A 22,034-nucleotide genomic window follows, 5' to 3' on the forward strand; every position below is an offset into this window, starting at 1 on the left:
GCTTGAAGCTATGAAATGCGATTAAAAGTATGATCTTTTATGAATAAAATAGCGGCAAGGAGGGGTAGCCTGTGGTTAATGGCGGCCATTGTATTGCCGAATGAGGTTTGCTCGCCATGAGATTTACTCGCCTCAAATGGGCGCCGGTAGCCAATCGGCCGCATTGAGCAGGGGGAATAGGCCGTCTTCGATGGCTATCGCTTTGAGCCATTTGGCGGGTAGTTCGGTGCCGTTGTCGATCGCATCCAGCAGGCGCCAGAAGCGATCCAGGTGGCGCTCGATCCTTTCTTTGGCCAGTCCGGTGGTGGTGCCGGCCCGCAGAATGAAGCTCCAATCAGAGCTTTGGGCCAGCAACAGTTCCCGGCCCGCCTGGGTGAGTAGGTCCCGCTGGGCTGGGCTGCCAACGCCGCGCTGCACCCGAGCCACCATGGCCTGGGAGGCTCGCTGCCACTCGGCCACCACCCAGGCGTTGGTCTCGTTGAGCCAGTAGTCGTGGTAGCCCCCCTGGCCCCAGCTGCTGGGGGAGGGGCGGCATACCTGCAGGGGGTCGCTGCCGCCGAGGGCCTCCCGCAGGGTGACCAGGCGCACGCCGGCCCCATCAGCCTGGCGGAATAGGGCCGCCAGAAACTGGGGCCCCTCAAACCACCAGTGGCCAAATAGCTCGGCATCGAAGGGGGCCACCAGCAGGGGCCGGCGCTCCATCGAGCGGGCCAGGCTGCCTAGCTCCTCGGCTCGGCCCTGCAGGTAGGTGGCGGCATGCTCCTCGATTCGCTCGGCCGCAACTGCGGGTTCGTAGGGCTGTTTCTGGTCGAGGGGGCAGCCCTGGGCCGTGACCCGGTGCAGCTTCAGGCCGAGGGGCCGGCGGCTGGCGATGGCATGGCTGGCTAGTTCGCTATCGGGCAGATCCCAGCCCAGGTCGCGGTGGAATTCCCGGTAGGCGCCATCGCCGGGGTAGCCCTCGCGGGCGCTCCACACCGGCAGGGTGGCGCTGCTGTCGCGGCCGAAGAAGGCGGCCCCGGCCGGCGAGCAGATCGGTGCGAATACGCCATAGCGGGGGCGGGGCAGGGCGTGCAGCAGGCCGTGGGCATCGAGCACCGAGTAGCGCAAACCGCAGCCCACCAGCTGCTGATCGAGGCCTTCGTAGTAGGCGCATTCCGGCAGCCAGATGCCCAGGGGCCGCTCACCCAGCAGGCGTTCGTGCTCGCGCACTGCGGTGACCAGCTGGGCCCGCACCGCCTCTGGCACCTGGCGCAGCAGAGGCAGGTAGCCGTGGGTGGCACCGCAGGTGATCAGATCGAGCACCCCCTGTTGCTGCAGCCTGCGGAAGCGTGGGATCAGTTGCCCTTTGGTCTGACGCCACTGGCTCACCACCGCTTCCAGTTGTGCTGCCAGGTGGCTGGCAGCTGGGCCTAGGGCTTGCGGGGCTTGCAGCAGCAGCTCCTGGCGAACGGCGATCCAGGCCAGGAAGCGGCCATTGAGCTGGGGATCGGCCAGCAGGGAAAGAAGGGTGGGCGAGAGGCCGAGGGTGAGCCGGGGGCGCTGGCGCCGGTTAGCGGCGGCGGCCTCCAGCACGGCCAGTAGCGGCAGGTAGCACTCCTGGAGCGCCTGAAAATACCAATCTTCTTCCAGCGAACCGGGTTCGCTGGAGCGCACGTAAGGAAGATGCGCGTGGAGGACTAGGGCCAGATCGCCTGCGGCCATAACCATCCTGCGATCACGTCACTCTAGGCGTAGTGCCCGCATACAATGAGCTATCTCATAGTCATTCCGCCTAGAGGGGCTCCCCTATGGCCCGCGATCCCGGCCGCGTATTGATCTTCGATACCACCTTGCGCGATGGCGAGCAGTCGCCTGGCGCCAGCCTGAACCTCGAGGAGAAGCTGGCGATCGCCCAGCAGCTGGCCCGGCTGGGGGTGGATATCATCGAGGCCGGCTTCCCCTTTGCCAGCCCCGGCGACTTCAACGCCGTGCAGCGCATTGCCGAAACGGTGGGCACCCCCAATGGGCCGGTGATCTGTGGCCTGGCTCGGGCCACCGCCGGCGACATCAAGGCCTGCGCTGAGGCGTTGGCGCCCGCTGCTAAACGGCGCATCCACACGTTTATTGCTACCAGCGACATCCATCTCGAGCACAAGCTGCGCAAGAGCCGCGCTGAGGTGCTGGCGATCACCGCCGAGATGGTCGCCTACGCCCGCTCGCTGGTCGACGATGTGGAATTCTCCTGCGAAGACGCCGGCCGCAGCGATCCGGAGTTCATGCATCAGGTGATCGAGGCGGCGATCATCGCCGGTGCCACCACGATCAACATCCCCGACACCGTGGGCTACGCCACCCCGGCGGAATTCGGTGAGCTGATCGCCGGTATCAATGCCCAGGTGCCCAACATCGACCAGGCGGTGATCTCGGTGCACGGCCACAACGACCTGGGCCTGGCGGTGGCCAACTTCCTCGAGGCGGTGAAAAACGGCGCCCGCCAGCTGGAGTGCACGATCAACGGCATCGGCGAGCGGGCTGGCAATGCCTCGCTCGAGGAGCTGGTGATGGCCCTGCACGTGCGGCGCAGCTACTTCAACCCCTTCCTGGGGCGGCCGGCCGAGAGCACCGAACCGCTCACGGGCGTGCGCACCGAGGAGATCACCAAGACCTCGCGGCTGGTGAGCAATCTCACCGGCATGGCGGTGCAGCCAAATAAGGCGATCGTGGGCGCCAACGCCTTTGCTCACGAGAGTGGCATCCACCAAGACGGCGTGCTCAAAAACCGCCTCACCTACGAAATCATTGATGCCCGCACGGTTGGCTTGGCGGACAACCGCATCTCCCTTGGCAAGCTGAGCGGCCGCAGCGCCTTCCGTGCCCGGCTCGAGGAGCTGGGCTACACGCTCGAGCGTGAGGATCTCGACGATGCCTTCGCCCGTTTCAAGGAGCTGGCGGATCGCAAGCGGGAGATCAGCGACCGCGATCTCGAGGCGATCGTGAGCGAGCAGGTGCAGCAACAGGATGGCGGCAGCTTCACCCTCAAGAGCGTGCAGGTGAGCTGTGGCACTGGCTTGCAGCCCACCGCCACCGTCACCCTGGTGACTGCGGATGGCGCCGAGCTCAGCGAGGCGGCGATCGGCACCGGGCCGGTGGATGCGGTGTGTCAGGCGCTCAATCGGCTGGCCCAGGTGCCCAATGAGCTGGTGGAATTTTCGGTGAAATCGGTGACCGAAGGTATCGATGCCATGGGCGATGTGACGATCCGGCTGCGCCACGAGGGTGTGCTCTATTCGGGCCACTCAGCCGACACTGACATCGTGGTGGCCGCCGCCCAGGCCTTCGTGAACGCCCTCAATAGGCTGGTAGCCGGTGGGCGTCACCAGCCTCTGCACCCCCAGAAGGCGCCGCTGCCCGTAGTGGGCGACTTGCCCCTGGCCGACCGGCCGAGGTTTTAGGCAGGTGGGTTTAGGCAGCTGGGGGTATGGCGTTTCAGTTTGGGATCACGCCCTGGGCTGAGTGTTGTTTTTGTTGATTAGCTAAGCCAAGACTAAGCTAAGCGCCAAAACACTTGCTCCCCGGCCCGGCCCGCCCCCCTGAGTCATCTGCTTCCCTTCAGCTCCCCCCGCCATGAGCCTGCCCCTCTCCGGACCGCGCCGCTCACGGCTCAGTGCCGCCGCCCAGCTGATTTTGCTGTTGCTGGTGGCCCTGGCGATGCTGGTGCCGCTGCTGTGGCTGGTGAGCACCTCGCTCAAGGGTCCGGCGGAGGACATTTTCACCAGCCCGCCAGCCCTCTGGCCCAGTCAGCCCAGCTTTGAGGCCTACAGCCGCCTTTTTACCGACAATCCAATCGGCACATACCTGCTCAACAGCACGATTGTGAGTGGCCTGGCGGTGCTGGCCAACGTGCTCTTCTGCTCGCTGGCGGCCTATCCCTTGGCCCGCATGAATTTTCGCGGCCGCGGCTTGGTGCTGGCCCTAGTGGTAGCAACGATTTTGATCCCCTTTCAGGTGGTGATGATTCCGCTCTACCTGCTGATGGTGCAGATCGGCCTGCGCAACACCCTCTGGGCCCTGATCATTCCCCAGGCGGCCACCGCCTTTGGCATCTTCCTGCTGCGGCAGAGCTTCCTGGGGGTGCCGGTGGAGCTGGAGGAAGCAGCCCGTTGCGATGGCTGCACACCCGTGGGGGAGTGGTGGAACGTGATGATCCCAGCAGCCCGGGCCGACCTGATCACCCTGGCGATGTTTGTTTTTATCGGCACCTGGAGCGATTTTCTCTGGCCCCTGGTGATCCTCGATGAACCCGAGCTCTACACCCTGCCGCTTGGGCTGCAGCAGCTGGCCAGCAGCTTTTCGCTCGACTGGCGCCTGGTGGCAGCAGGAGCGGTGGTTTCGATCCTGCCGGTGCTGGTGGTGTTTATCGGTCTGCAGCGCTACATCCTGCCCAGCGCCGCCGGCGATGCAGTTAAAGGTTGAAAACCTGATCAGTTAGCAGTTGCAGGGGGGCGCACAGGCGGCAGGGCTGGCACTCCCAAAGGCAGCTCATCGGTTTTCGGGTCAGTCGTTTCGCTGGGGCGGGTTGCGCGCAACTTTCTGAGCTCGGCCCGCAGGTTGGCGGTTTCGCGGCTCAGCCCATCGATGCGGGTGCCGTTGCGCTCCACCGCCTGCAGCCGCTCCACGGTGGTGCGTAACTGCTGTTCCAGGCCATTTGTGCGATCAAGGGCCCGGCTGTTCTCCAACCCCTGCACCCGCTCCTGCAGCTGGCGGATGGTGGCGTTCTGCTGGCGGGATTTGCCCACGATCACAAAGAAAAGCACCACAAGCATTGCCGTGACGCCGGCCTGCAGCCAGGGCACCCAGGCGAGTGAAGTGCCGTTGGGGCTGGCTTCGGTGCTGATCGCGGCTTGGTCAGGGGCTGGGGTCATCAAGGCAAGCTGCCGAGGATGCTTCGATCCTGCCGGCAAGCAGGACTTTTGTCAGGGATGTGAACTCCTGTGGGAGGTTGAATGTATTGGAAAAGGAGAGCCGACTGTGCCGGTGGCTGGCCCAAAACTTAGGTCGCTGCCAAGGCCATTTCTGGTCATGTGGGTGGGCCAGCTGCTCTCAAACCTCGGCACTCAGGTGAGTCTTTACGCCTTGGGGCTGTGGCTGTTCCAGCAGCATGGCCAGCTGAGTGCCTTTGCTGCGGTGGCGGTTGTGGTGCAGTTGGCCAAGTTGGCATCCCTTTCGCTATTGGGCCGTCAACTGGATCGTTGGCCGCCGCGACGGGTGATGCTTGCCGCTAACGGCCTCGGCAGCACCTGCACTTTGGGCCTGGCCTTCACCTTGATGATGCGTCCAGCCACCCTGCCACCGGTGTTGCTTTGCATTGGGCTGGCAGCGGCAGCAGAGGCGGCTCTTTTGGTGACCTGGTCCAGCCAACTGGCCAGATTTGTGTCTAGAGAGCAGCTGGGAGCGGCCAGCGGGCTCTTCGCTGGGTCGGATGGAGCTGTGGTGATGGCAGCCCCCCTACTCGGCGCTGTGCTGGCGGCGACGGCCGGGTTGCCGGGTGTACTCGTCACTGACAGCCTTACGTCACTTATTGCTGCGGCCTGCACGCTTCTGGTGGCCTGGCCGCAGTCGTTGTCAGCCCCGCTCACTACGGCTGCTGGTCATGAGGCTTCCCCTCAGGTAGGTGTGCGCTATGCCTTGAGCGAGTTGTGGAGCAATCGGCGCTGGCGCCCCCTGTTGCAGATCAACAGCGTGGTGGTAGGCGTGTTTGCTGCCATTGAGATCGCTTTCCCCGCCTGGGTGGTGGCGGCAAGCGGCTCCCAGCGTCTGATCCTGGCTCTGGCCCTGGCCGGATTGGGCTATGTCGGTGGGCTCTGGCTATGGGCCCGGGTGCCTCGCTGCCATTGGCTGGACTGGCTGCGCATCGTGTTGCTGCTCCAGGCGGTGCTACTTACCGGGGCTGGGCTGGTGTGCTTTCAGCAGTGGCAGGGGGTGTGGTTTTTGGCCGTGGCCCTATTTGCTGCTGCGGTTCCGGTTGCTCTTGGCGCCCTCCAGAGTCTTTGGTTGTCCTGGGTGCCTTTGGCTTTACAGCCGCGGCTGTTTGTCGGCCGTTATGGCCTGGAGTGGATCTCCCGTCTAGGAGCTCTGCTGGGGATGAGCTTGCTGGCAGATGGGGTGATAGCCCCGCTGATCCGGGGAAGCTACTGGCCCGCTTGGCTGCTGGACGCTCTTGGCCGGGGCCCGGGGCGCCCGACGGCGATGGCGATCGGCTTGCTGGGCTGGGTTTTGCTGATTCCTCTTTGGCGGCTCTGGCGTCCGCTGGGACGCCTTCAACTGGATGAAAATAGATAGTGATGAAAGTTCTGATTTATACATCCAGTGGCGGCACTGCTCACGACTCGGCCGCCGAGGCAATTCGGCAATGGTTGGAGCGTGAGCGGCCGAATATCGAAGTGCGTGTCGATCAGGTGTTGGAGCGCTCGAGTAGCACCTATCGAGGTGGCGTAGAGCTCTACAACTGGATCCAACGCCGACGCCCCTGGCTGCACCAGATCTACTGGCGGGCTATGGAACTGGAAGATCTGGTCAAGCCAGGCACCGTTCTATTCGGGCGCCGATACTTGATTCGTGAGCTTCAGGACTTCCGCCCGGATGTGCTGATCTCCACCCACCCTCACACCAATCGTGGCCATTTCGATTTGGCTAAAAGGGTTTTGGGTAACCAGCTTCGTTGCATCACTTGCTGCACTGAGCTCGATGGTGGTTTTGGCTTTAGCCGCAACTGGCTCAGTCGCAAAACCGACCTGTTCTGGGCCCTTACAGAGGAGGTGGTCAGGGAAGTGCGGCGACGACGTCCAGGGGTTCCAGTGGAGCTGCTTGGGCCCCTCCTTTACCCGGACTATCACGATGGTGGGCCGGCGCCTGCTGCTGTTGAAGGTCTGCCCCTGTTGGTGCTCGGCACGGGCTCAAATGGAGCAAATAACCACATCCCCCTGCTGGAGCAGCTACTGCCGTTTGCTGGTCAGCTGACGGTGGCGGCCCTATGCGGCCGACGACAGATTGTGCGGGAGGAAGTGCAGGCCTGGGTAGATCGGCACCCAGCGCTGGCTGTTCAGGTGCTCGACTATCAGGGACCGGCGGAGATGGCTGATCTTTATCGTCGCGCCTGGGCCATGATTAGCCGCCCAGGTGCCCGAACTGCCACTGAGGCTCTGTTTATGCGATGCCCACTGGTGTTCAACCATTACGGCACAACCATGCCTCAGGAATTGCTGGCCCCCCGGTATTTCCATGCCCGAGAATTGGAGTCTGCCATTAGACAGACTAAAGAGCTGTCAACCTTGGTGCACCAATGGCTGACCAATCCACCTGCGTATTTGGCCCTACGGCATCGCTATCAGCAGCACCGCCTTACGGCCGATCCGGGCAAAATCCTCGAGCGCTTAGCCCTTGAGTAACATTGATATGCATTTGATAGTCCCGATGCCAGAGCCGATTGCAATCGTGGGCATGGGATGCCGGCTTCCGGCGGGTATCAATTCACCTGAAAGTTTTTGGCGATTTCTAAGGGAAGGGCGTGAGGCGATCACAGAGGTGCCCCCCGACCGCTGGAATTTGGATCTCCACTACAACCCTGACCCTGGCCATCCGCTCACTCAGCATGTGCGCCACGGCGGTTTTGTAGAGGGCATCGATCAGTTCGATGCGGCCTTTTTCGGCATTACGCCCAGGGAAGCGGTCTGTATGGATCCCCAGCAGAGGCTTTTGCTTGAAGTGGCTTGGCGGGCCCTCGAGGATGCAGGCAAGCCCCTAGAGCATGTGCGCGGCACGGCGGTGGGGGTGTTTATGGGCATCTCCAGCGCCGACTACAGCTCCTTGCTTTGGGCTTCGCGGGAGCGCTTTGTTACTCCCGACAACGAGCCATTCGTGTTGCCAGGCAACACAGGCTGCATAGCTGCAAACCGTCTCTCCTATTTCTTTGATTTCAAGGGCCCCAGCTTCACTGTCGACACCGCTTGCTCCTCCTCCCTGGTAGCGGTGCACTTGGCCTGCGAAAGCATCTGGCGGGGCGAATCCGAGGCTGCCCTCGCCGGTGGTGTGCAGGCGTTGATTCACCCCGGTATTCAAATGAGCTTTTGCAAGGCCGGCCTGCTGGCGCCGGATGGGCGTTGCAAGAGTTTTGATGCCAGTGCTGACGGATATGTGCGTTCGGAGGGAGCCGGGGCGGTGCTGCTCAAGCCCCTAGCCGCTGCCCAATCAGACGGAGATTCGATCTACGCGGTTATTCATGGCTCAGCCGTCAATTCTGATGGCCGCAGCAATGGCATGGTTGCTCCCAATGCTCGGGCCCAGATCGCCTGCGTGCGCGCGGCCTTTGCCAAGGCAGGCATTGACCCATCGGCTACCCAGTACGTCGAGGCTCACGGTACGGGCACTCGCCAGGGAGATCCGATTGAACTTCGGGCTCTCGGCACCGTGCTTGGCGAAGGGCGTACTGAGGGGGAGTTCTGCCGCGTGGGTTCGGTGAAAACCAACCTTGGTCACTCGGAAACTGCTGCTGGCATAACCGGATTGATCAAGGCGGCCCTTTGCGTAGCTAAGCGACAACTACCCCCCAGCTTGCATTGCCTCCGCCCAAATCCTTCCATTGATTTTGCCGGCCTAAAGTTGCAGGTTCAGACCGAACTGGAGCCGTTCCCCCATCAGGATCGAGCCTTGGTGGTGGGGGTTAGTTCCTTCGGTTTCGGTGGAACCAACGCCCATGTCGTGCTGGCAGATGCTCCCCGCCAGAGCGCCCCTATTCGCTTTGGCGCGCGCATGCCGCTGCAGCTAATCACCCTCTCGGCTCGTACACCTGAGGCTCTCAACAGGATTGCCTTCGAGTTAGTTCAGCAGTTGCAGGAGCAGCCCAACACCAAGCTCACCGATCTGGCTGCTTCCGCAAACCTAGGTCGCACTGGCTTTCGAAGGCGGGCGGTCTTTCTGGCTCGAGATAAGGATCATCTGGTGTCCCAGCTCCAATCCTTGGCAAGCGACCGACGTCCTCTTCCTGAAGGCGTCTACTGCGATACCGCATCAAGGCGCCTTGGCAAGCTGGCTTGGCTATTTACTGGGCAGGGTTCTCAGGCCCTTGGCATGGGCCAAGAGCTGCTGGCCCATCCCACTTTCCTTGAGGCTTTTGAAAGGGTTTCGGTTCTGCTGGATCCACAGCTAGATAAACCCCTGCGCGAGTTTTTGACGCCCCGGGATGGGGATGAGGCCGAGGCTGCGGCCCTGCTTAATCAGACCGGAGCTACCCAGCCAGCTCTGTTTGCGGTGGGCTATGCCCTGAGCCAGCTCTGGCAAAGCTGGGGAGTGCGACCTGATCTGCTGATGGGTCACAGCATTGGCGAGGTCCTCGCCGCGCACTTGGCCGGTGTTTTTTCCCTGGAGGATGCCTGTCGCCTGGTGTCGGCTCGTGGCCGACTAATGCAGGCTTTGCCTACAGGGGGCGGGATGGTGGCTTTGCTGGCTCCGCTTGACCAGGTACAAGCCTTGCTAGCGCGCCACCCAGAGTTGGTGGTGGCGGCTTACAACGGCCCGTTAAACACGGTGGTGGCTGGACCCAGCGCTGCCCTGCGGCAGCTGCTTGCGGATGCTGATGCAGTTGGCTGCAACGCCCGTCAGCTGTCTGTTTCCCATGCCTTTCATACCCGGGCAATGGCTCCGATGCTTGAGGCCTTCGAGCTCGAACTGCGCCAGCTCAGTTATGCGCCCCCCAGTAAGCCGCTGGTGAGCAACCTCACTGGTTTGCTAGCTGGCGCGGAGATTGCCCAGCCGGACTACTGGTGTGACCAAATACTCAGCCCTGTGCAATTTGCCCAAGGTATTGACACCCTTGTCTCACAAGGTGCCCAGGTGTTTCTTGAGATCGGTGCTCGCCCCACGCTCATTGGCATGGCGCGTCAATGCACTCAAGATCAATCCCTCACCCACTGGCCTTCCCTGGAGCAGGGAAAGTCTGACTGGCAGGTGCTTTTCACGAGCCTCGGTGGCCTCTGGCGCGATGGCTACGGCATTGACTGGGCCGGATTCCATCGCCCCTTCCCTGCCCTTCGCATCACCCTGCCCGGCTACCCCTTCGAGAGGCAGCGCCATTGGTGGAGCCGCCAGGGAGAGGGCCCAGCTCCAGGTGGCTTCTGGCTGGACCATTTGGGGATCACGGCTTTAAACAGCACGCCTCAAGCCCCTGTTTTCCAGCCTGGAGTGGATAGGCCATCCTCCAGTGGTTCGCGTTCTGCTGCTGAGAGGTTCACTCGGATCGATCTGCCTGGCGAAACGGAGGTGCACCAGACGCGTTTGTGTATTGAGGGAACCGACCTAAGCGACCACCGGATTCGCACTCAAGCGGTGTTTCCGGCTGCGGGGTTCATTTTGGCGGCACTGGCGCTATTGGATCAGGCCGAGCAGCCCCTGAGGCTGGGTTCGATGAAACTGGATCAGCCGCTGAAGTTGGTCGCTCCAGGTGCAGCGGCCTGGCTCCAGGGCCATTGGTGCACTGATGGAATGACTTTCTACAGCCGGCCCGATGCTGCCGAGCTCTCCCCCTGGCAGCGTCATGGCGAGGTGTCCCTAGCTGGGGACTTGCCGGTAGAGCCGCCATTTGCCCTGTCGCCGGCGCCGGACTCGGTGCAGCAGGTGGAGCTTGATAACTTCTACGAAGCCTTGGCGCAGGTGGGTCTGGAGTACGGCCCTACCTACCGCGGCCTGCGGCAACTCAAGCTGGCGGAAGGTCAGGCCTGGGCTGAGCTGGAGCGACCGGAGAGGGGCCAGGACCGGGGGCTCCTCGACAGTTGTTTCCAGGCTGTGGCTGTGCTCCTGGATCCAGCGGCCCGGGAAGGCCAGCTGCTTCTCCCCGTGGGGCTGGAGCAGCTTTGGCTGGCGGCCTTGCCCCTACCTGATCGTTTGCAATGTCAGGTGCGGCTTCAGCCGAGTCAGGAGCCGGCCTTCGTTCTCGCTGACCTAGTGCTCCATGAGGGCGGCGCTCCCTTGGGCTGGATTCGGGGCTTCCGGCTGCGGCGTCTGCCTAGGCAGGCGATGGAGTGGTTGTTTCTCCTGCCGGCGGCTAACCCCCAGCCAGGCGCGCAGAACTGGTTGCTGGAAACAAACTGGCAGGAGTCAACGAACTTCAATTCACAGCCGCTGACAGGCCCCGCACCGCTGAGACTTGCTGAAGGTGAGGTGATCCCCCCAGGAGTTGGGCCGCTTTTGCTCTGGCCCGATCTCACTAAGCCTGCCTGTGAGTTGGAGGCGTTGGCAGCCCAAATGCTGCTTTGGGCCCAGCAGCTGGCAGCCGTCCCGCCCAGGCCTGTTTGGCTTGTGCTGCAGGGAGAGGGGCCTCTCGCTGCCGGCTTGGCAGCGTTTGGGCGTTCGGCTGCGCTTGAACAGCCCGCCCTGGGTTGGACAGTGCTTCTTATTCAAGAAGGCAGCCCGCCAGCTGCTGCCGATTGGTCAGCCCTGTTTGCGCTAGGTGAGCGCGAACCTTTGCTGGCCTGGCGTGATGGCAGGGCCTGGGTGCAGCGTCTTAAGACCCTGGCCGATGCCCCCTTCCGCTTGGAAAGCGGTTCGTTGGGCAGCCTGGAGACGTTGCGGGCAGTGCCCCTGGAGAGGCGGTCGCCGGGCCCCGGGGAACTGGAACTGGCGGTAGAGGCCACGGGCCTCAATTTTCGCGATGTGTTGAACGCTCTTGGATTGCTGGCGGGCTACAGCCGTGAACTTGGCATGGATGCTGATGCCCGCATGCCCTATGGCGGCGAATGTGTGGGTCGGGTGGTGGCCGTTGGCCCTGGTGTGGATCCGGGGCTGGTGGGTGAGCGGCTGCTGGCCGCCTTGGCGGTGGGCAGCCTGGCTAGCCACGTTGTCTGCCGCGCCGCCCTTTGTGTGCCACTGCCACCGGCGCTAGATCCGGCCCTGGGGGCCAGCGTCAGCACGGCTTTCCTCACAGCTATTTACGGCCTCCAGACCCTGGCCCAGCTGCTCCCTGGCGACACTGTGCTGATCCATGCGGCCGCTGGGGGGGTTGGTCAGGCGGCCCTGCAGGTGGCCCGACGTTGCGGTGCGCGGGTGTTCGCTACCGCCAGTGCGGCTAAGCAGGCGGGTCTGCTGCAGCAGGGGGTGGAGGCTGTGTTTGATTCCCGCAGCCTCGACTTTGCCGAGCAGGTGCTGGCCGTCACCGGCGGTCGGGGAGTGGATGTGGTGCTCAACAGCCTCAAGGGCGACTGGGTGGAGGCAAGTTTTGCTGCCCTGGCTGACGGCGGCCGTTTTGTGGAGCTTGGCAAAATTGAGATTTGGAGTCGGGAGGAGGCACTTCGCCGCCGGCCCGACAGCAGTTACCTGCCCTTCGATCTGCTGGAGGTGGCCGCTGCCGACCCCGGCCTTGTGCGCGGCTTATTGCTGGAGCTGCTAGCCGATCTTGAGGCCGGCCGCTACGCGCCGATCGCGCTGCAGGCGTTTCCGATCGAGCGCGGCGTGGAGGCGTTTCGGCTTATGGCCCAGGCCCGGCACGTGGGCAAGGTGGTGATCACCCAGCCAGAGCGGCCGGCTGCCTGGGCGATCCGCCCTGAGGCTTGTTATTTGGTGACGGGGGCTTTCGGTGCAATCGGCCAGCAGCTCTGTTTCTGGTTGGCTGAGCAAGGTGCTCGTTCCCTTCTGCTCTTAGGACGCAGACCTGACCCCACCCTGGTGGAGCGCTTGCAGGCCCAAGGGGTTGGCTGCGAAGTGGTCGCCTTTGATCTGGCTGCCGATCCGGTAGAGCGGTTAGCCGAGGCTCTGCGGGGCCAGCCTTTGGCTGGCTTATTCCACGCCGCCGGTCATTTGGATGATGGTCTTCTGGAGGGGCAGACCCCCGCTCGCCAGGCCGCGGTGATTGCGCCCAAATTGGCTGGCTGGCAGAGGCTGGAGTTGGCCTGCCGGCTGGCCCACTGCCAGCCGGAGTTTGGAGTGGCCTTTTCATCGATGGCCGCTCTGCTCGGATCCCCCGGGCAAACCAGCTATGCCACGGCCAATGGCGCTCTCGATGGCTTGGCTGCCGCTGCAAACGATTGGCCTCTGCTCTCGGTGCAGTGGGGGCCTTGGGGTGGGGCCGGCATGGCCGAGGGGCTTGAGCGCCGCTTTGCCGCCCTGGGGGTTGGCCTGCTTCCACCTCCTCAGGCATTTGGGGCCCTGGGATTGCTGTTGGAGAGGGGCAGGTCTGGTTGCGTAGCCGTGCTCAACAATGACTGGCCCAAGCTGGCAGCCCAGCTTGGTAACCGTCAGGCGGCCATGCTGCAACCGCTGCTTGATGTTGACGGCCGCGGCGATCAAGGGGGCGAGGGTGAGATCCTGCGCCGCCAGCTCGCCGAGGCCGACTCTGACCAGCGCTCGGCGCTGGTGGTTGCGCTGCTGCAACAGCGCTTGGCGATTGTGATGGGGCTGGAGGATGGGCGCAGTCTTGATTCCGGTGATTCCCTGTTCCACATCGGCCTTGATTCGCTCATGGCGGTGGAGCTGGCGGCGGGGATCCAGCGGGACCTGGGGGTGAAGTTGGAGCTTGAATCCCTCGCTGGCGATCCCACGATCGAAGCCCTGGCGGCGGTATTGCTAGAGGCTCTGGTAGATCCCCAGGCTGGGGCAGAGCGGGTGTTGGATTTGGGCAGGGAAGCCCAGTTGGCATCTCACTGGAGCTTGCCAGCGGTCTCCACCACTACCTCCTCCGCAGCAGCAGGCCCAGGGGAGGCGATTTTGGTTACGGGCGCTTCCGGCTTCCTGGGGGCATACCTGCTGGCGGGCCAGCTGCAGCGCTGGGATCAAGTGCAGGTGCGGTGCCTGGTGCGGGCCAGCGATCCCTCCCAGGGGCTGACGCGGATTCGCGCCAACCTTGATCACTACGGTCTCTGGCAGGACAGCTGGAGCGAACGTCTGGTAGCAGTGCCCGGCGATCTGGCCCAGCCCCGCTTCGGTCTCTCGGAGCATGGCTTTGCTGAGCTGGTTCAAGGCCTAGGGGGCATCCTGCACAACGGTGCCCAGCTCAGCCAGATGGCCCCCTACAGCCAACTGGAGGCGGCCAATGTGGGCGGCACCAAGACGGTGCTCGAGCTGGCGGTGCATCCGGCCGCCGTCGGGGCCCTGCCCGTGCAGCTGATCTCCAGCGTGGCGGTCTTTGAGGCGGCCGCCTACCGCAACCGGGCGGTGCTGGAAAGCGACGACGTGTCGGGGTGGCGCGGCATCCATGTGGGCTACTCCCAAACCAAATGGGTGAGTGAGCGGCTGGTGCTGGCCGCTGGGGCTGCCGGCTTGCCGGTCACGGTGTATCGCCCGCCGCTAATTGGTGGCCATTCTCAAACAGGCGCTTGGCACCAGGACGACCTGCTGCACCGGCTGCTGCGGGGTTGCCTAGCTCTGGGTATGGCGCCCGATCTGCCCTGGGAGCTGGATCTGGTGCCGGTGGACTACGTGGCCGATGCGGTTACGGCTCTGGCCTGGACGCCGGAAGCGGTGGGCCGCAACGTGCACTTGCAACATCCCCAGCCGATGCTGCTGGCCGATCTGCTTGGCAACCTGATCGAGCGGGGGGCACCGCTGGAGCTGGTGTCGATGGAGCGCTGGCTGGAGGCTATCGATGCTGATCCGGCCAACCCCCTGCACGGCATTCGCGCCTTCTTCGTGCGGCGCTGGGGCGACGAGCAGCTCACCTACCCCGAGCTCAATCAGGCCGGGGTGCGGGCCCGGCCCAGCTGCCTGGCCACCGTGGCGTCCCTGGCGGCCCATGGCGTGCGCTGCCCGGGCTTCGAGGAACTGATCGGCCCCTATGCCCGCAGCCTGATCACCGGAGCCGCAGCTCTGTGATTATTTCTCTGTGATCAGTTCTCTGTGATCAGTTTCCAGTGATCATTTGCCTGTGATCGCAGCGCTTCTAGCCGGCGCCCTGCTGGCCACCCTCGGCTTGCAGCTGCTGCTCACGCTCGCCTTCGCGGTGGTGGTGCGGCGGCGGCTGCGGCGGCTCCCCGGCCTGGCCCAGCCAGCGCCGGCGGCCGAAGTGGTGTTGTGCCTGCGGGGAGCCGACCCCAGCCTGGCTGATGCCCTCATGGCCCTGGCGGGCCAGACCTACCCGGGCCCCTGGCGACTGTTGGTGGTGGTCGATTCCCGCCAGGATCCGGCCTGGCCCCTGGTGCAGCACACGATTGCCCGGCTGGAGGCGGCGGGCCAGGCTGGCTGGCAGGCGGCCAGGCTCACCCCCCTGGCGGCCCGGCCGGCCCAGGGTTCGCTCAAAAGCGCCTCGCTGCGTCAGGCCTTCGGCGAGCTGGATGCAGCCACCGAGCTCGTGGCCCTGGTGGATGCCGATGCGGTGGTGGCACCCGGTTGGCTGGCGGCCCTGGCGGCGGGCTGCGGCCAGGATGGCGTCGGGGCGGTGTCTGGCAACCGTTGGTATGCCCCGGAGCATGGCAGTGGCCCCGGGCTGGTGCGGGCGATCTGGAATGGCGGCGCCCTGGTGCTGATGACCCTGCTGGGCATCCCCTGGGGGGGATCGCTGGCGGTGCGACGCGAATTAATCGAGCCCAGTGGTTGGCGGGAGCTGCTGGCTACCAGCCTCTGCGAGGACACCGCCCTGGCAGCGCCCTTGGCCCGCAGCGGTTGGCGCTACCAGTTTCGGCCGGAGCTGCTCGCCCTCGACCGCGACGACGGCATCGCCCTGCGGCCGCTGCGGCGCTGGATCAGCCGCCAGCTGTTGACGGCGCGGCTGCACCACCCCGCCTGGCCCCTGGTAGCCCTGCATGGCTTGGGTAGCTGGCTGCTGCTGCTAGCTGTGCTGGCGGCGCTGCTGGCGGCGCTTTGTTTGGGTCTTTGGTCTGCGGCAGCCGGATTGTTGGCTGCCCTGCTGGCCTACGAGCTGGGCTGTGTGGCCCTGCTGCTGTTGATCGAGTCGGTGGCCTGCCGGTCGCTGCGCCCTCTAGGGAGAGAGCTTCTCCAGCAAGATTTCGCCCACGCCTGGCAGTTGTTGCGCTGGCTGCCCCTGGCCCAGTGGGTATACGGCTTGGCCACCCTGCGGGCCTCCCTGGCTAGGAGGGTGGAGTGGCGCGGAGTGCACTACGAGGTGCGGGGGCGCGGGGTTAGGAGGGTGCGCGGTTGACGCTATTAAGCATCGCCTTGGCCAGGATTTGCATCGATTGGCGCAGGTTGGTTTCGGTGAGTTCGTAGTAGGTGCCCAGCAGGAAGCCGGGAATTTGGGGCACCACCTGTAGCTGGTGCTTCAGCAGCACGCCGCCTTTGACCGGCGTAATCGTCCAGTTACCGCTTAAATGCTTGATGCGGTCGCCGCGGATCAGGGAGTAACTCATCTTGGTGGGAGGAGTCTCTTGCACCTGGAGGTTTGCCTTAATGCTCAGCCCAAAGGTGTAAGGGGCTTTGTAAGTCTGCGAAAGTTCAATATGGCGTCCCGAGCGGCTCAGTACCTTGGTCTGCTGGATGTCGGGCATCAGCCCAGGCATGGATTCGTAGTTGGAGAGCACCCTCCAGGCTTGCTGGGCTGACACCGGCACCATGACGGATGCGGTGTAATTTCCCTGGCTTCCCTTCAGGTTGACTCGAGCAGCGGGTGAGGCAAGTATCGGCATTGCCTGCTGAGATGCTACTAATGCCAGTGCGAACGGGAGACAGAGTCGTTGCGGCAGAAAAGTTGCGAGCACGGCACTAGGAGCGATTCCGACATTCTTGACCAGGATGGCCCCCGTCGGCGCGTCTACTTTTTAAGTGGCTTCGATCCCCGCGGGGCCAGTTTTTACTACCGCATGTTTGGCGAGCAGGTGCGTCAGCTCAAGCATTGGAGCGGCCGTTGCTTGAAGACAAGCCACCGTCGTGGTCAAAAGCAGGACCACCTGATCAGCCGTTGGCAGGTGCAGGAAGATTTGGCCTTACGGCTGGATTTCTGTTTCCTGCACTGGGACGACATCGCCCGGGCCCATTGGCCCAAGAATCCACTGGTGCTTTTGCGCGATGGCATCAGCATCTATTGCTGGTACGTCTTTGCTGGTGGATATTTAAAAATGCGCCGCTTGTCGGAGCAGGTGGCCTTGTGTGGCCTCTATCCAGTCCTCTACGTGGGTACAACGCTGCTGGTACTGCTTGTTGCCTGCAGTTTGTTGGGCCTACTTAGCTATCTGCAACTGCTGCCGGCCGGCTTGCTGTTGGTGCTGCAGCTGGTTGTCGTGCTTTTCGGCTGCGGGTTTGCCTGGCGCTTGGCCAACCACCTCGGCGTGGTGTGGTTGTTTCGCTCAATTCGCTTCACCCACCGGCTGGGTCAGGCGCGTGACGGCGATCTGCGGCGCCGGGTGGCGGAGCTGGCTCAGCGAATCGGCGAGCTGGAGGCCAGTGATCCTGCTGCTGAGGTGCTGTTGGTAGGCCACAGCAGCGGCTCCTTCGTGATGGCGATGCTGGCTGCAGAACTGCGCCGCCAGGGTGTGGACCGGCAGCTGGCCGGGCGGTTGCAGTTGCTCAGCCTGGGCCAGAACCTGGCCAACCTGGCTGTTCATGGCAAGGCCCGCGCCTTTCATGACGATCTGGCCCTGCTGGCTGAGGCACCGCGGCTGCCCTGGCTTGATATCACCTCCCGCGACGACTACCTCTGCTTCGCGGCGGTTGACCCTTACCTCAGCTGCGGTGTGGCCCGCCAGGGCCCCGAGGCCTACCCGGAGCTGCGGCTGATACCCCTGGCCCAGCGCCAGGGCCTCAGCAGACTGGTTGATCTGCTTAGCCACCAATTTGATTTGCACTTTGAGTACCTGCGCACCGCGGAGCCAGGGCGCAGCGGTGGCTTTGATCTGATCGAGCAGCTGCTGGCGCCATGACCCAAGAGCCCGTCTATCCGCCGCCGCAGCCCTACACACCGAATTTTCTGCGCCGCATCCGCCGGGGCCTTTATTCCTGGTTTGGCCTGCTCAATGAATGGGACTTCCGCATTCCGGTGGGGGCGTTGCGATTCATGGGGCTGAACCTGTTGCTGGTAAACGAGCCGGCGGCAGTGCGCCAGGTGCTGGTGAGCGAGGTGGAGGCTTTCCCCAAGCATCCCTACATGCTCTGGATTCTGGAGCCACTGATCGGTCGGGGAATCTTTGCGGTGAACGGCGCCGAGTGGGCCCAGCAGCGCCGGCTCCTGGACCAGGCCTTGCAAATGGCCCAGCTGCAGCGTGTCTTGCCTCAGATGGCAGCAGCTTGTCGGGCAAGTTTGGCTCGGCTGGAGGCCCAGGTGGCTGGTGATCTGGTGGCTGGCCGCTCGATTGACGCCGACGCCGAGATGACCTTGGTGACTGCTGATGTGATCGTGCGAACTATTTTGTCGCGACCGCTTGAGGGGGCGGAAGCGGAGGCGATTTTTGCGGCCTTCACTCGCTACCAGAAGCGCGCTGGTCAAGCGCTGATTCTGCGTTTCCTGAGGCTGCCGCGTCGGCCCTTGCAGGGCTACCTGGCCACCCATGCCACCCCGATCCGCGCCTGGATCTCCGCTGCGATCGATGCCCGCTTGGCTGATGCCAGCGCCCCTGGTGACGACCTGCTGGCGGCTCTGATCGAAGCCCGTGATCCCGAAACAGGTGCCTGCTTCAGCCGCGAGGAGTTGGTGGATCAGGTGTGTGTCCTGTTCTTGGCGGGCCATGAAACCTCCGCCAGTGCGCTGGGCATGGCGGTGTATCTGCTGGGCTGTTTCCCCGAGGTTCAGCAGCGCCTGCGCGCTGAGGTGCTGGAGGTGTTGGGCTCCCGGGCCGGCGCGCTGGATCGACCGCTGGACTTTGAGGATCTGCGCCAGCTCTCCTACGGGGCCGCCATTTTCAATGAAACCCTGCGGCTATATCCACCGCTAAGTTTTTTCATCCGCGAGTCCCAGGCCAACACCGAGCTGGCGGGCAGCCGCTGCCCGATGAGGGCCCTTGTGACGCTGTCGCCTTGGGTAATCCAGCGCCACGAGCAGCACTGGAGCGAGCCCAACGCCTTTAGGCCTGAGCGCTTCCTGAGTGATGCCAATGCGGACGATCGGCGCTGGGCCCGCGATGCCTTTTTGCCCTACGGCCTGGGGCCGCGCAAGTGCCCGGGAGCGGCTTTTGCCCAGCAGGAAGCCCTGCTGGTGCTGGCCGAGCTGGTGCGCCGCTTTGAGGTGCTGCCCGATCCTGGGCACGAGCCGGAGCTGGTGGCGCGGCTCACCCTGCGCTCCCGCAACGGCATCCGGGTGCGCTTGAGAGCTAGAAGCTGAAACCGAGCCGGGCGCCCACGCGCACTTGGTCGTTGCCGAGCAGCTGGCCGAGGTCGTAGAGGCCGGCGGCATTAGACACGTAGACATCGAGGGTGGTGGAAGCCGAGGCCAGCCAGCGCAACGCCAGGCTGCCGTTGGAGCCGTTGTCGCCGCCGAGATCGGTTGCTACCAGGTTTATTTCTGGGATTATTTGAAAGCGGCGACCCAGTTGCAGGTTGGCGGCCAGGCCCACGCCCCAACTGGTGCCGTCGCCGTTCAGGGCGAGCTTGGGGTTGAGGTGGAAGGCCAGCGTTGGGGTTGCCTCCCAGGTGTTCATGGTTTCAAAGAAGAGGTAGCCCTGCTTGCTGCTCTCGTCTTCGTTGCGGCCAACGGAGACGCGGCCGGCTGCCCAGATTGGCAGGCCCTTGCTGGGCCGAAACACCATGGCCTTGCCGCCGAAGCGCAGGTTGAGGCCACCGTTGCCGGCAAAGGTGTTCACGTAGCTGTTGCGGGGCTCGATGCCGTTAAACAGGCCGCCGGCGATCTGGAACTGGAAGTCGTTGGACACTGAGTAGCCGGCGCCGCCGAAGAGGTTGCCGCGGCTGTCGCCGTTCAACCACAGCTGGGTTGTGCCATCGGCGGGGGTGAGGGCGGTGTTGACACTGAGGCCGCCGAGGGCCAGGGAGGCCTGGCGGCGGGTATAGCGGGGGCTGGGGGAATCCATGGCGCCGGGATTCCAGGTGAAGCGCCCATTGAGCATGGGTTCGGTGGGCGCGCTGGGCAGGGCCAGGATGGCGGTGGCCGGGCTGAGGCCAAAGCCGTTGGTGATGCTGGCTTCTAGGCCGATGCGGGGGTTTACTGCCACGTTGGCGCCGGCGCTGAGGATCGGCACGCGGGAGTACACCAGATCGCCATCGAAGGCGTTATTGCCCGGGCCGAAGGGCAGCAGCGCCGAGGCGAAAAGCTGCACCTGGTTGCCGAGGCGGTAGCTGGCGCCGAGGCCCAGGCTGATGGTGGTGCCGTAAAACTCCCCGGCACCGCCCTGGCCGGAGCCCTGGGAGTCGGGCAGGAAGGACACTGCCGGCACAAAGGAGAGCTGCAGTTGGCGGCTGGCCTGCCAGGTGAGGGGCAGGGAAAGGGCCCCCACCCAGTTGCGGGTGAACACCAGCTGGCCGGAGTCGTTGAAGATGTTGGGAGTGCCGGGCCCATCGCAGCTCACGGTGCCGCCGCAGCCACTGCCCACGGTGAAGAGCTCGAGGGCTCCTTCGGCGGCGAGCTGCCAGTTGGGGCCCCCGGCGAGGCGGCCGCGCAGGCTGGCGCCGGCGGCATTCCAGTAGTTGGCTGGCTGGCTGGGCCGGCTGGGGATGGCGGCGTAGAGGGGGTCGTCGGCGTAGGTGTAGGTGAGGGACAGCAGCAGCGCTCTGGAGAGGCCCACATCGGCGCGGAAGCCGTAGTTCTGGTTGCCGCTGCCGCCTGCGGCACCGCCATCGCCGGGGCTCACCTGCTGGAAGCTGAGCTGGGCCAGGCTTTCATCCAGGAACCAGGCGGTGGGCAGGGGGCCCAGGCGCAGCAGGGGCAGGTAGTCGGCCCGGTTGGGCAGCAGGCCGGCGAACACGGCCTCGGCTTCCGCGGCGCTAGCTGGGGCGCTCGCTCCAGTGCTTGGCGCGGCCGGGGGCGCCAGGGAGGGATCACCTTCAGGCACCGGAGCCCATTGGGGTGACGCGCTGCTGCCGGGATCGCCGGGGGGCAAGGGCTGCCAGCTGGCACCGGGTAGGGCCGGATCGGTGGCGGGCGGCACGGGGTTCCAGCCCTGGGGGCTGGCGGTGGTGCTGCCGGGGACGGGTGCCAGGGGCTGCCACTGGGGCTGGGCCCAGCCGGGCTCCCCCAAGCTGCTGGAGCCCAGGCTGAGCAGGGCCGCGGCGACGGGCAGCAGCTTGGCCAGAGGCCTAGGCATCCGTGCTCTGGAGCTGCAGCCAGCCCAGCGTGGGCCTGCCTTGGAGTTGGAGCTGCTGGCGTAGGGCGTCGAGCTGGGGGCGGGTGATGGCGCCAGGGCGGGCCACCAGCAGCTGGGCCTGGCAGGTGCCGGCCTCCACCAGATCACTGGTGCAGAGCACCTGGGCACCGGGGGTGGCCTGCTGGAGCGCCAGTTGCAACGCCTCAGCCAGCTCAGGTTCGCCTTGGCCGGCTACAGGGATCAGGGCCACGGTGGACGACCCGGCCAGGGGGCCTGAGGCCAGCAGGGCCATGGTGGCGGCCCAGCTTTCAGGCGCGGCGGGATCGAGGCGGGCCAGCAGGGGGCCGGGCAGGGCGGCCTGGAGCTCGTCGGTGGCAAACACCCGGCCGCTGCGGCGCTCGGCCACCAGGGCGGCGCCGGAGCCGAGCACCAGGCCGGCCAGCAGCCCCAGGGCCAGGTTGCGGCCCTTGCTGGGGGAGACGGGCTTGTCGAGCAGGGTGGGGGTGGAGATCAGCTGCCAGGGGTCGGGTTTGCGGGCCTGCTCGAGGGCCAGCACCCGGCGCTCGTCTTCCAGCTTGTTGAGGGTGGCCTCATCGCGGGCGGCCACGCGCAGCAGTTCGCGGTAGCGAATCAGCACGCCCTTGGGGCGATCGGCGGCGGCGAGGCGAGCTTGGGCGGCACTGCGCTTGGCCTCTAGGAAGCCAAAGGCCTTGGTTCTCAACAGGCCGATCAGCAGGCTCCGCTCCTCCTTGAGTGTCCTGATCGAATCCTCTCTTTCAGTGAATTTTGAGCGCAGGAAAGCCAGCTGGTTGTCGATCGAGTTGAGGCGCTGGGGAAGCCCTTGGGCGGCGAGCTCGGGAATCAGCAGGCCCTGGAACATGA

13 protein-coding genes are annotated in these 22,034 nt (G+C 64.6%); 8 read left to right on the forward strand and 5 right to left on the reverse strand.

Annotated features, from left to right (window positions below; genetic code table 11):
• Window positions 1-132: 132 nt before the first annotated feature.
• On the reverse strand, window positions 133-1,701 hold the full coding sequence (locus KBY72_RS06980) for a glycoside hydrolase family 57 protein (RefSeq protein WP_254961852.1): 1,569 nt from the start codon (window positions 1,699-1,701) through the stop codon (window positions 133-135).
• An 86-nt stretch (window positions 1,702-1,787) separates the two neighbouring features.
• On the opposite strand from KBY72_RS06980, the gene KBY72_RS06985 reads away from it, so the two are divergent.
• Both KBY72_RS06985 and KBY72_RS06990 read left to right on the forward strand, forming a co-directional pair.
• The gene (locus KBY72_RS06985; RefSeq protein WP_254993303.1) at window positions 1,788-3,431 is read left to right on the forward strand and encodes a 2-isopropylmalate synthase; all 1,644 of its coding nucleotides are present in this window, start codon (window positions 1,788-1,790) and stop codon (window positions 3,429-3,431) included.
• A 172-nt stretch (window positions 3,432-3,603) separates the two neighbouring features.
• Window positions 3,604-4,452 carry a carbohydrate ABC transporter permease gene (locus KBY72_RS06990; protein WP_254932244.1) on the forward strand — a complete coding sequence of 283 codons (849 nt, stop codon included), beginning with the start codon at window positions 3,604-3,606 and terminating at the stop codon, window positions 4,450-4,452.
• A gap of 8 nt (window positions 4,453-4,460) precedes the next feature.
• On the opposite strand, the gene KBY72_RS06995 is transcribed toward KBY72_RS06990, so the two are convergent.
• Entirely contained in the window at window positions 4,461-4,901 is a 441-nt protein-coding gene (locus KBY72_RS06995; protein ID WP_254932243.1) for a hypothetical protein, read from the reverse strand.
• A gap of 157 nt (window positions 4,902-5,058) precedes the next feature.
• On the opposite strand from KBY72_RS06995, the gene KBY72_RS07000 reads away from it, so the two are divergent.
• The 4 genes from KBY72_RS07000 to KBY72_RS07015 are packed head-to-tail and all read left to right on the forward strand — an operon-like array spanning window position 5,059 to window position 16,111.
• Window positions 5,059-6,318: an MFS transporter gene (locus KBY72_RS07000; RefSeq protein ID WP_254932242.1), complete on the forward strand. Its 1,260-nt coding sequence runs from the start codon at window positions 5,059-5,061 to the stop codon at window positions 6,316-6,318.
• A gap of 2 nt (window positions 6,319-6,320) precedes the next feature.
• Window positions 6,321-7,424 carry an MGDG synthase family glycosyltransferase gene (locus tag KBY72_RS07005; protein ID WP_254932241.1) on the forward strand — a complete coding sequence of 368 codons (1,104 nt, stop codon included), beginning with the start codon at window positions 6,321-6,323 and terminating at the stop codon, window positions 7,422-7,424.
• A 25-nt stretch (window positions 7,425-7,449) separates the two neighbouring features.
• Complete coding sequence (locus tag KBY72_RS07010; RefSeq protein ID WP_254993304.1) at window positions 7,450-14,829, forward strand: type I polyketide synthase; 7,380 nt, start codon at window positions 7,450-7,452, stop codon at window positions 14,827-14,829.
• Between the two features lie 52 nt (window positions 14,830-14,881).
• Entirely contained in the window at window positions 14,882-16,111 is a 1,230-nt protein-coding gene (locus tag KBY72_RS07015) for a glycosyltransferase (protein WP_254993305.1), read from the forward strand.
• Here the strand turns inward: KBY72_RS07015 and KBY72_RS07020 are convergent.
• Window positions 16,092-16,595, reverse strand: coding sequence for an SRPBCC family protein (locus tag KBY72_RS07020; RefSeq protein ID WP_254993306.1), 504 nt, complete (start codon window positions 16,593-16,595; stop codon window positions 16,092-16,094). The genes KBY72_RS07015 and KBY72_RS07020 overlap by 20 nt on opposite strands.
• Before the next feature lie 48 nt (window positions 16,596-16,643).
• Between KBY72_RS07020 and KBY72_RS07025 the strand changes: the two genes are divergently transcribed.
• Together KBY72_RS07025 and KBY72_RS07030 are read left to right on the forward strand one after the other, a co-directional pair.
• Window positions 16,644-17,825 (forward strand): hypothetical protein, encoded by a 1,182-nt coding sequence (locus KBY72_RS07025; RefSeq protein WP_254993307.1) that lies wholly within the window; start codon window positions 16,644-16,646, stop codon window positions 17,823-17,825.
• Window positions 17,822-19,219, forward strand: a complete 1,398-nt coding sequence (locus KBY72_RS07030; RefSeq protein ID WP_254993308.1) for a cytochrome P450 — start codon at window positions 17,822-17,824, stop codon at window positions 19,217-19,219. The genes KBY72_RS07025 and KBY72_RS07030 overlap by 4 nt, the downstream gene beginning before the upstream one ends.
• Here the strand turns inward: KBY72_RS07030 and KBY72_RS07035 are convergent.
• Together KBY72_RS07035 and KBY72_RS07040 are read right to left on the reverse strand one after the other, a co-directional pair.
• The gene (locus KBY72_RS07035; RefSeq protein WP_254993309.1) at window positions 19,209-21,152 is read right to left on the reverse strand and encodes a hypothetical protein; all 1,944 of its coding nucleotides are present in this window, start codon (window positions 21,150-21,152) and stop codon (window positions 19,209-19,211) included. The genes KBY72_RS07030 and KBY72_RS07035 overlap by 11 nt on opposite strands.
• Window positions 21,145-22,032 (reverse strand): hypothetical protein, encoded by an 888-nt coding sequence (locus KBY72_RS07040; RefSeq protein ID WP_254962415.1) that lies wholly within the window; start codon window positions 22,030-22,032, stop codon window positions 21,145-21,147. The genes KBY72_RS07035 and KBY72_RS07040 overlap by 8 nt, the downstream gene beginning before the upstream one ends.
• Window positions 22,033-22,034 lie beyond the last annotated feature (2 nt).

Origin of the sequence: Cyanobium sp. BA5m-21, assembly GCF_024346235.1 — a bacterium.
GTDB classification, from domain to species: Bacteria; Cyanobacteriota; Cyanobacteriia; order PCC-6307; family Cyanobiaceae; genus Cyanobium_A; species Cyanobium_A usitatum.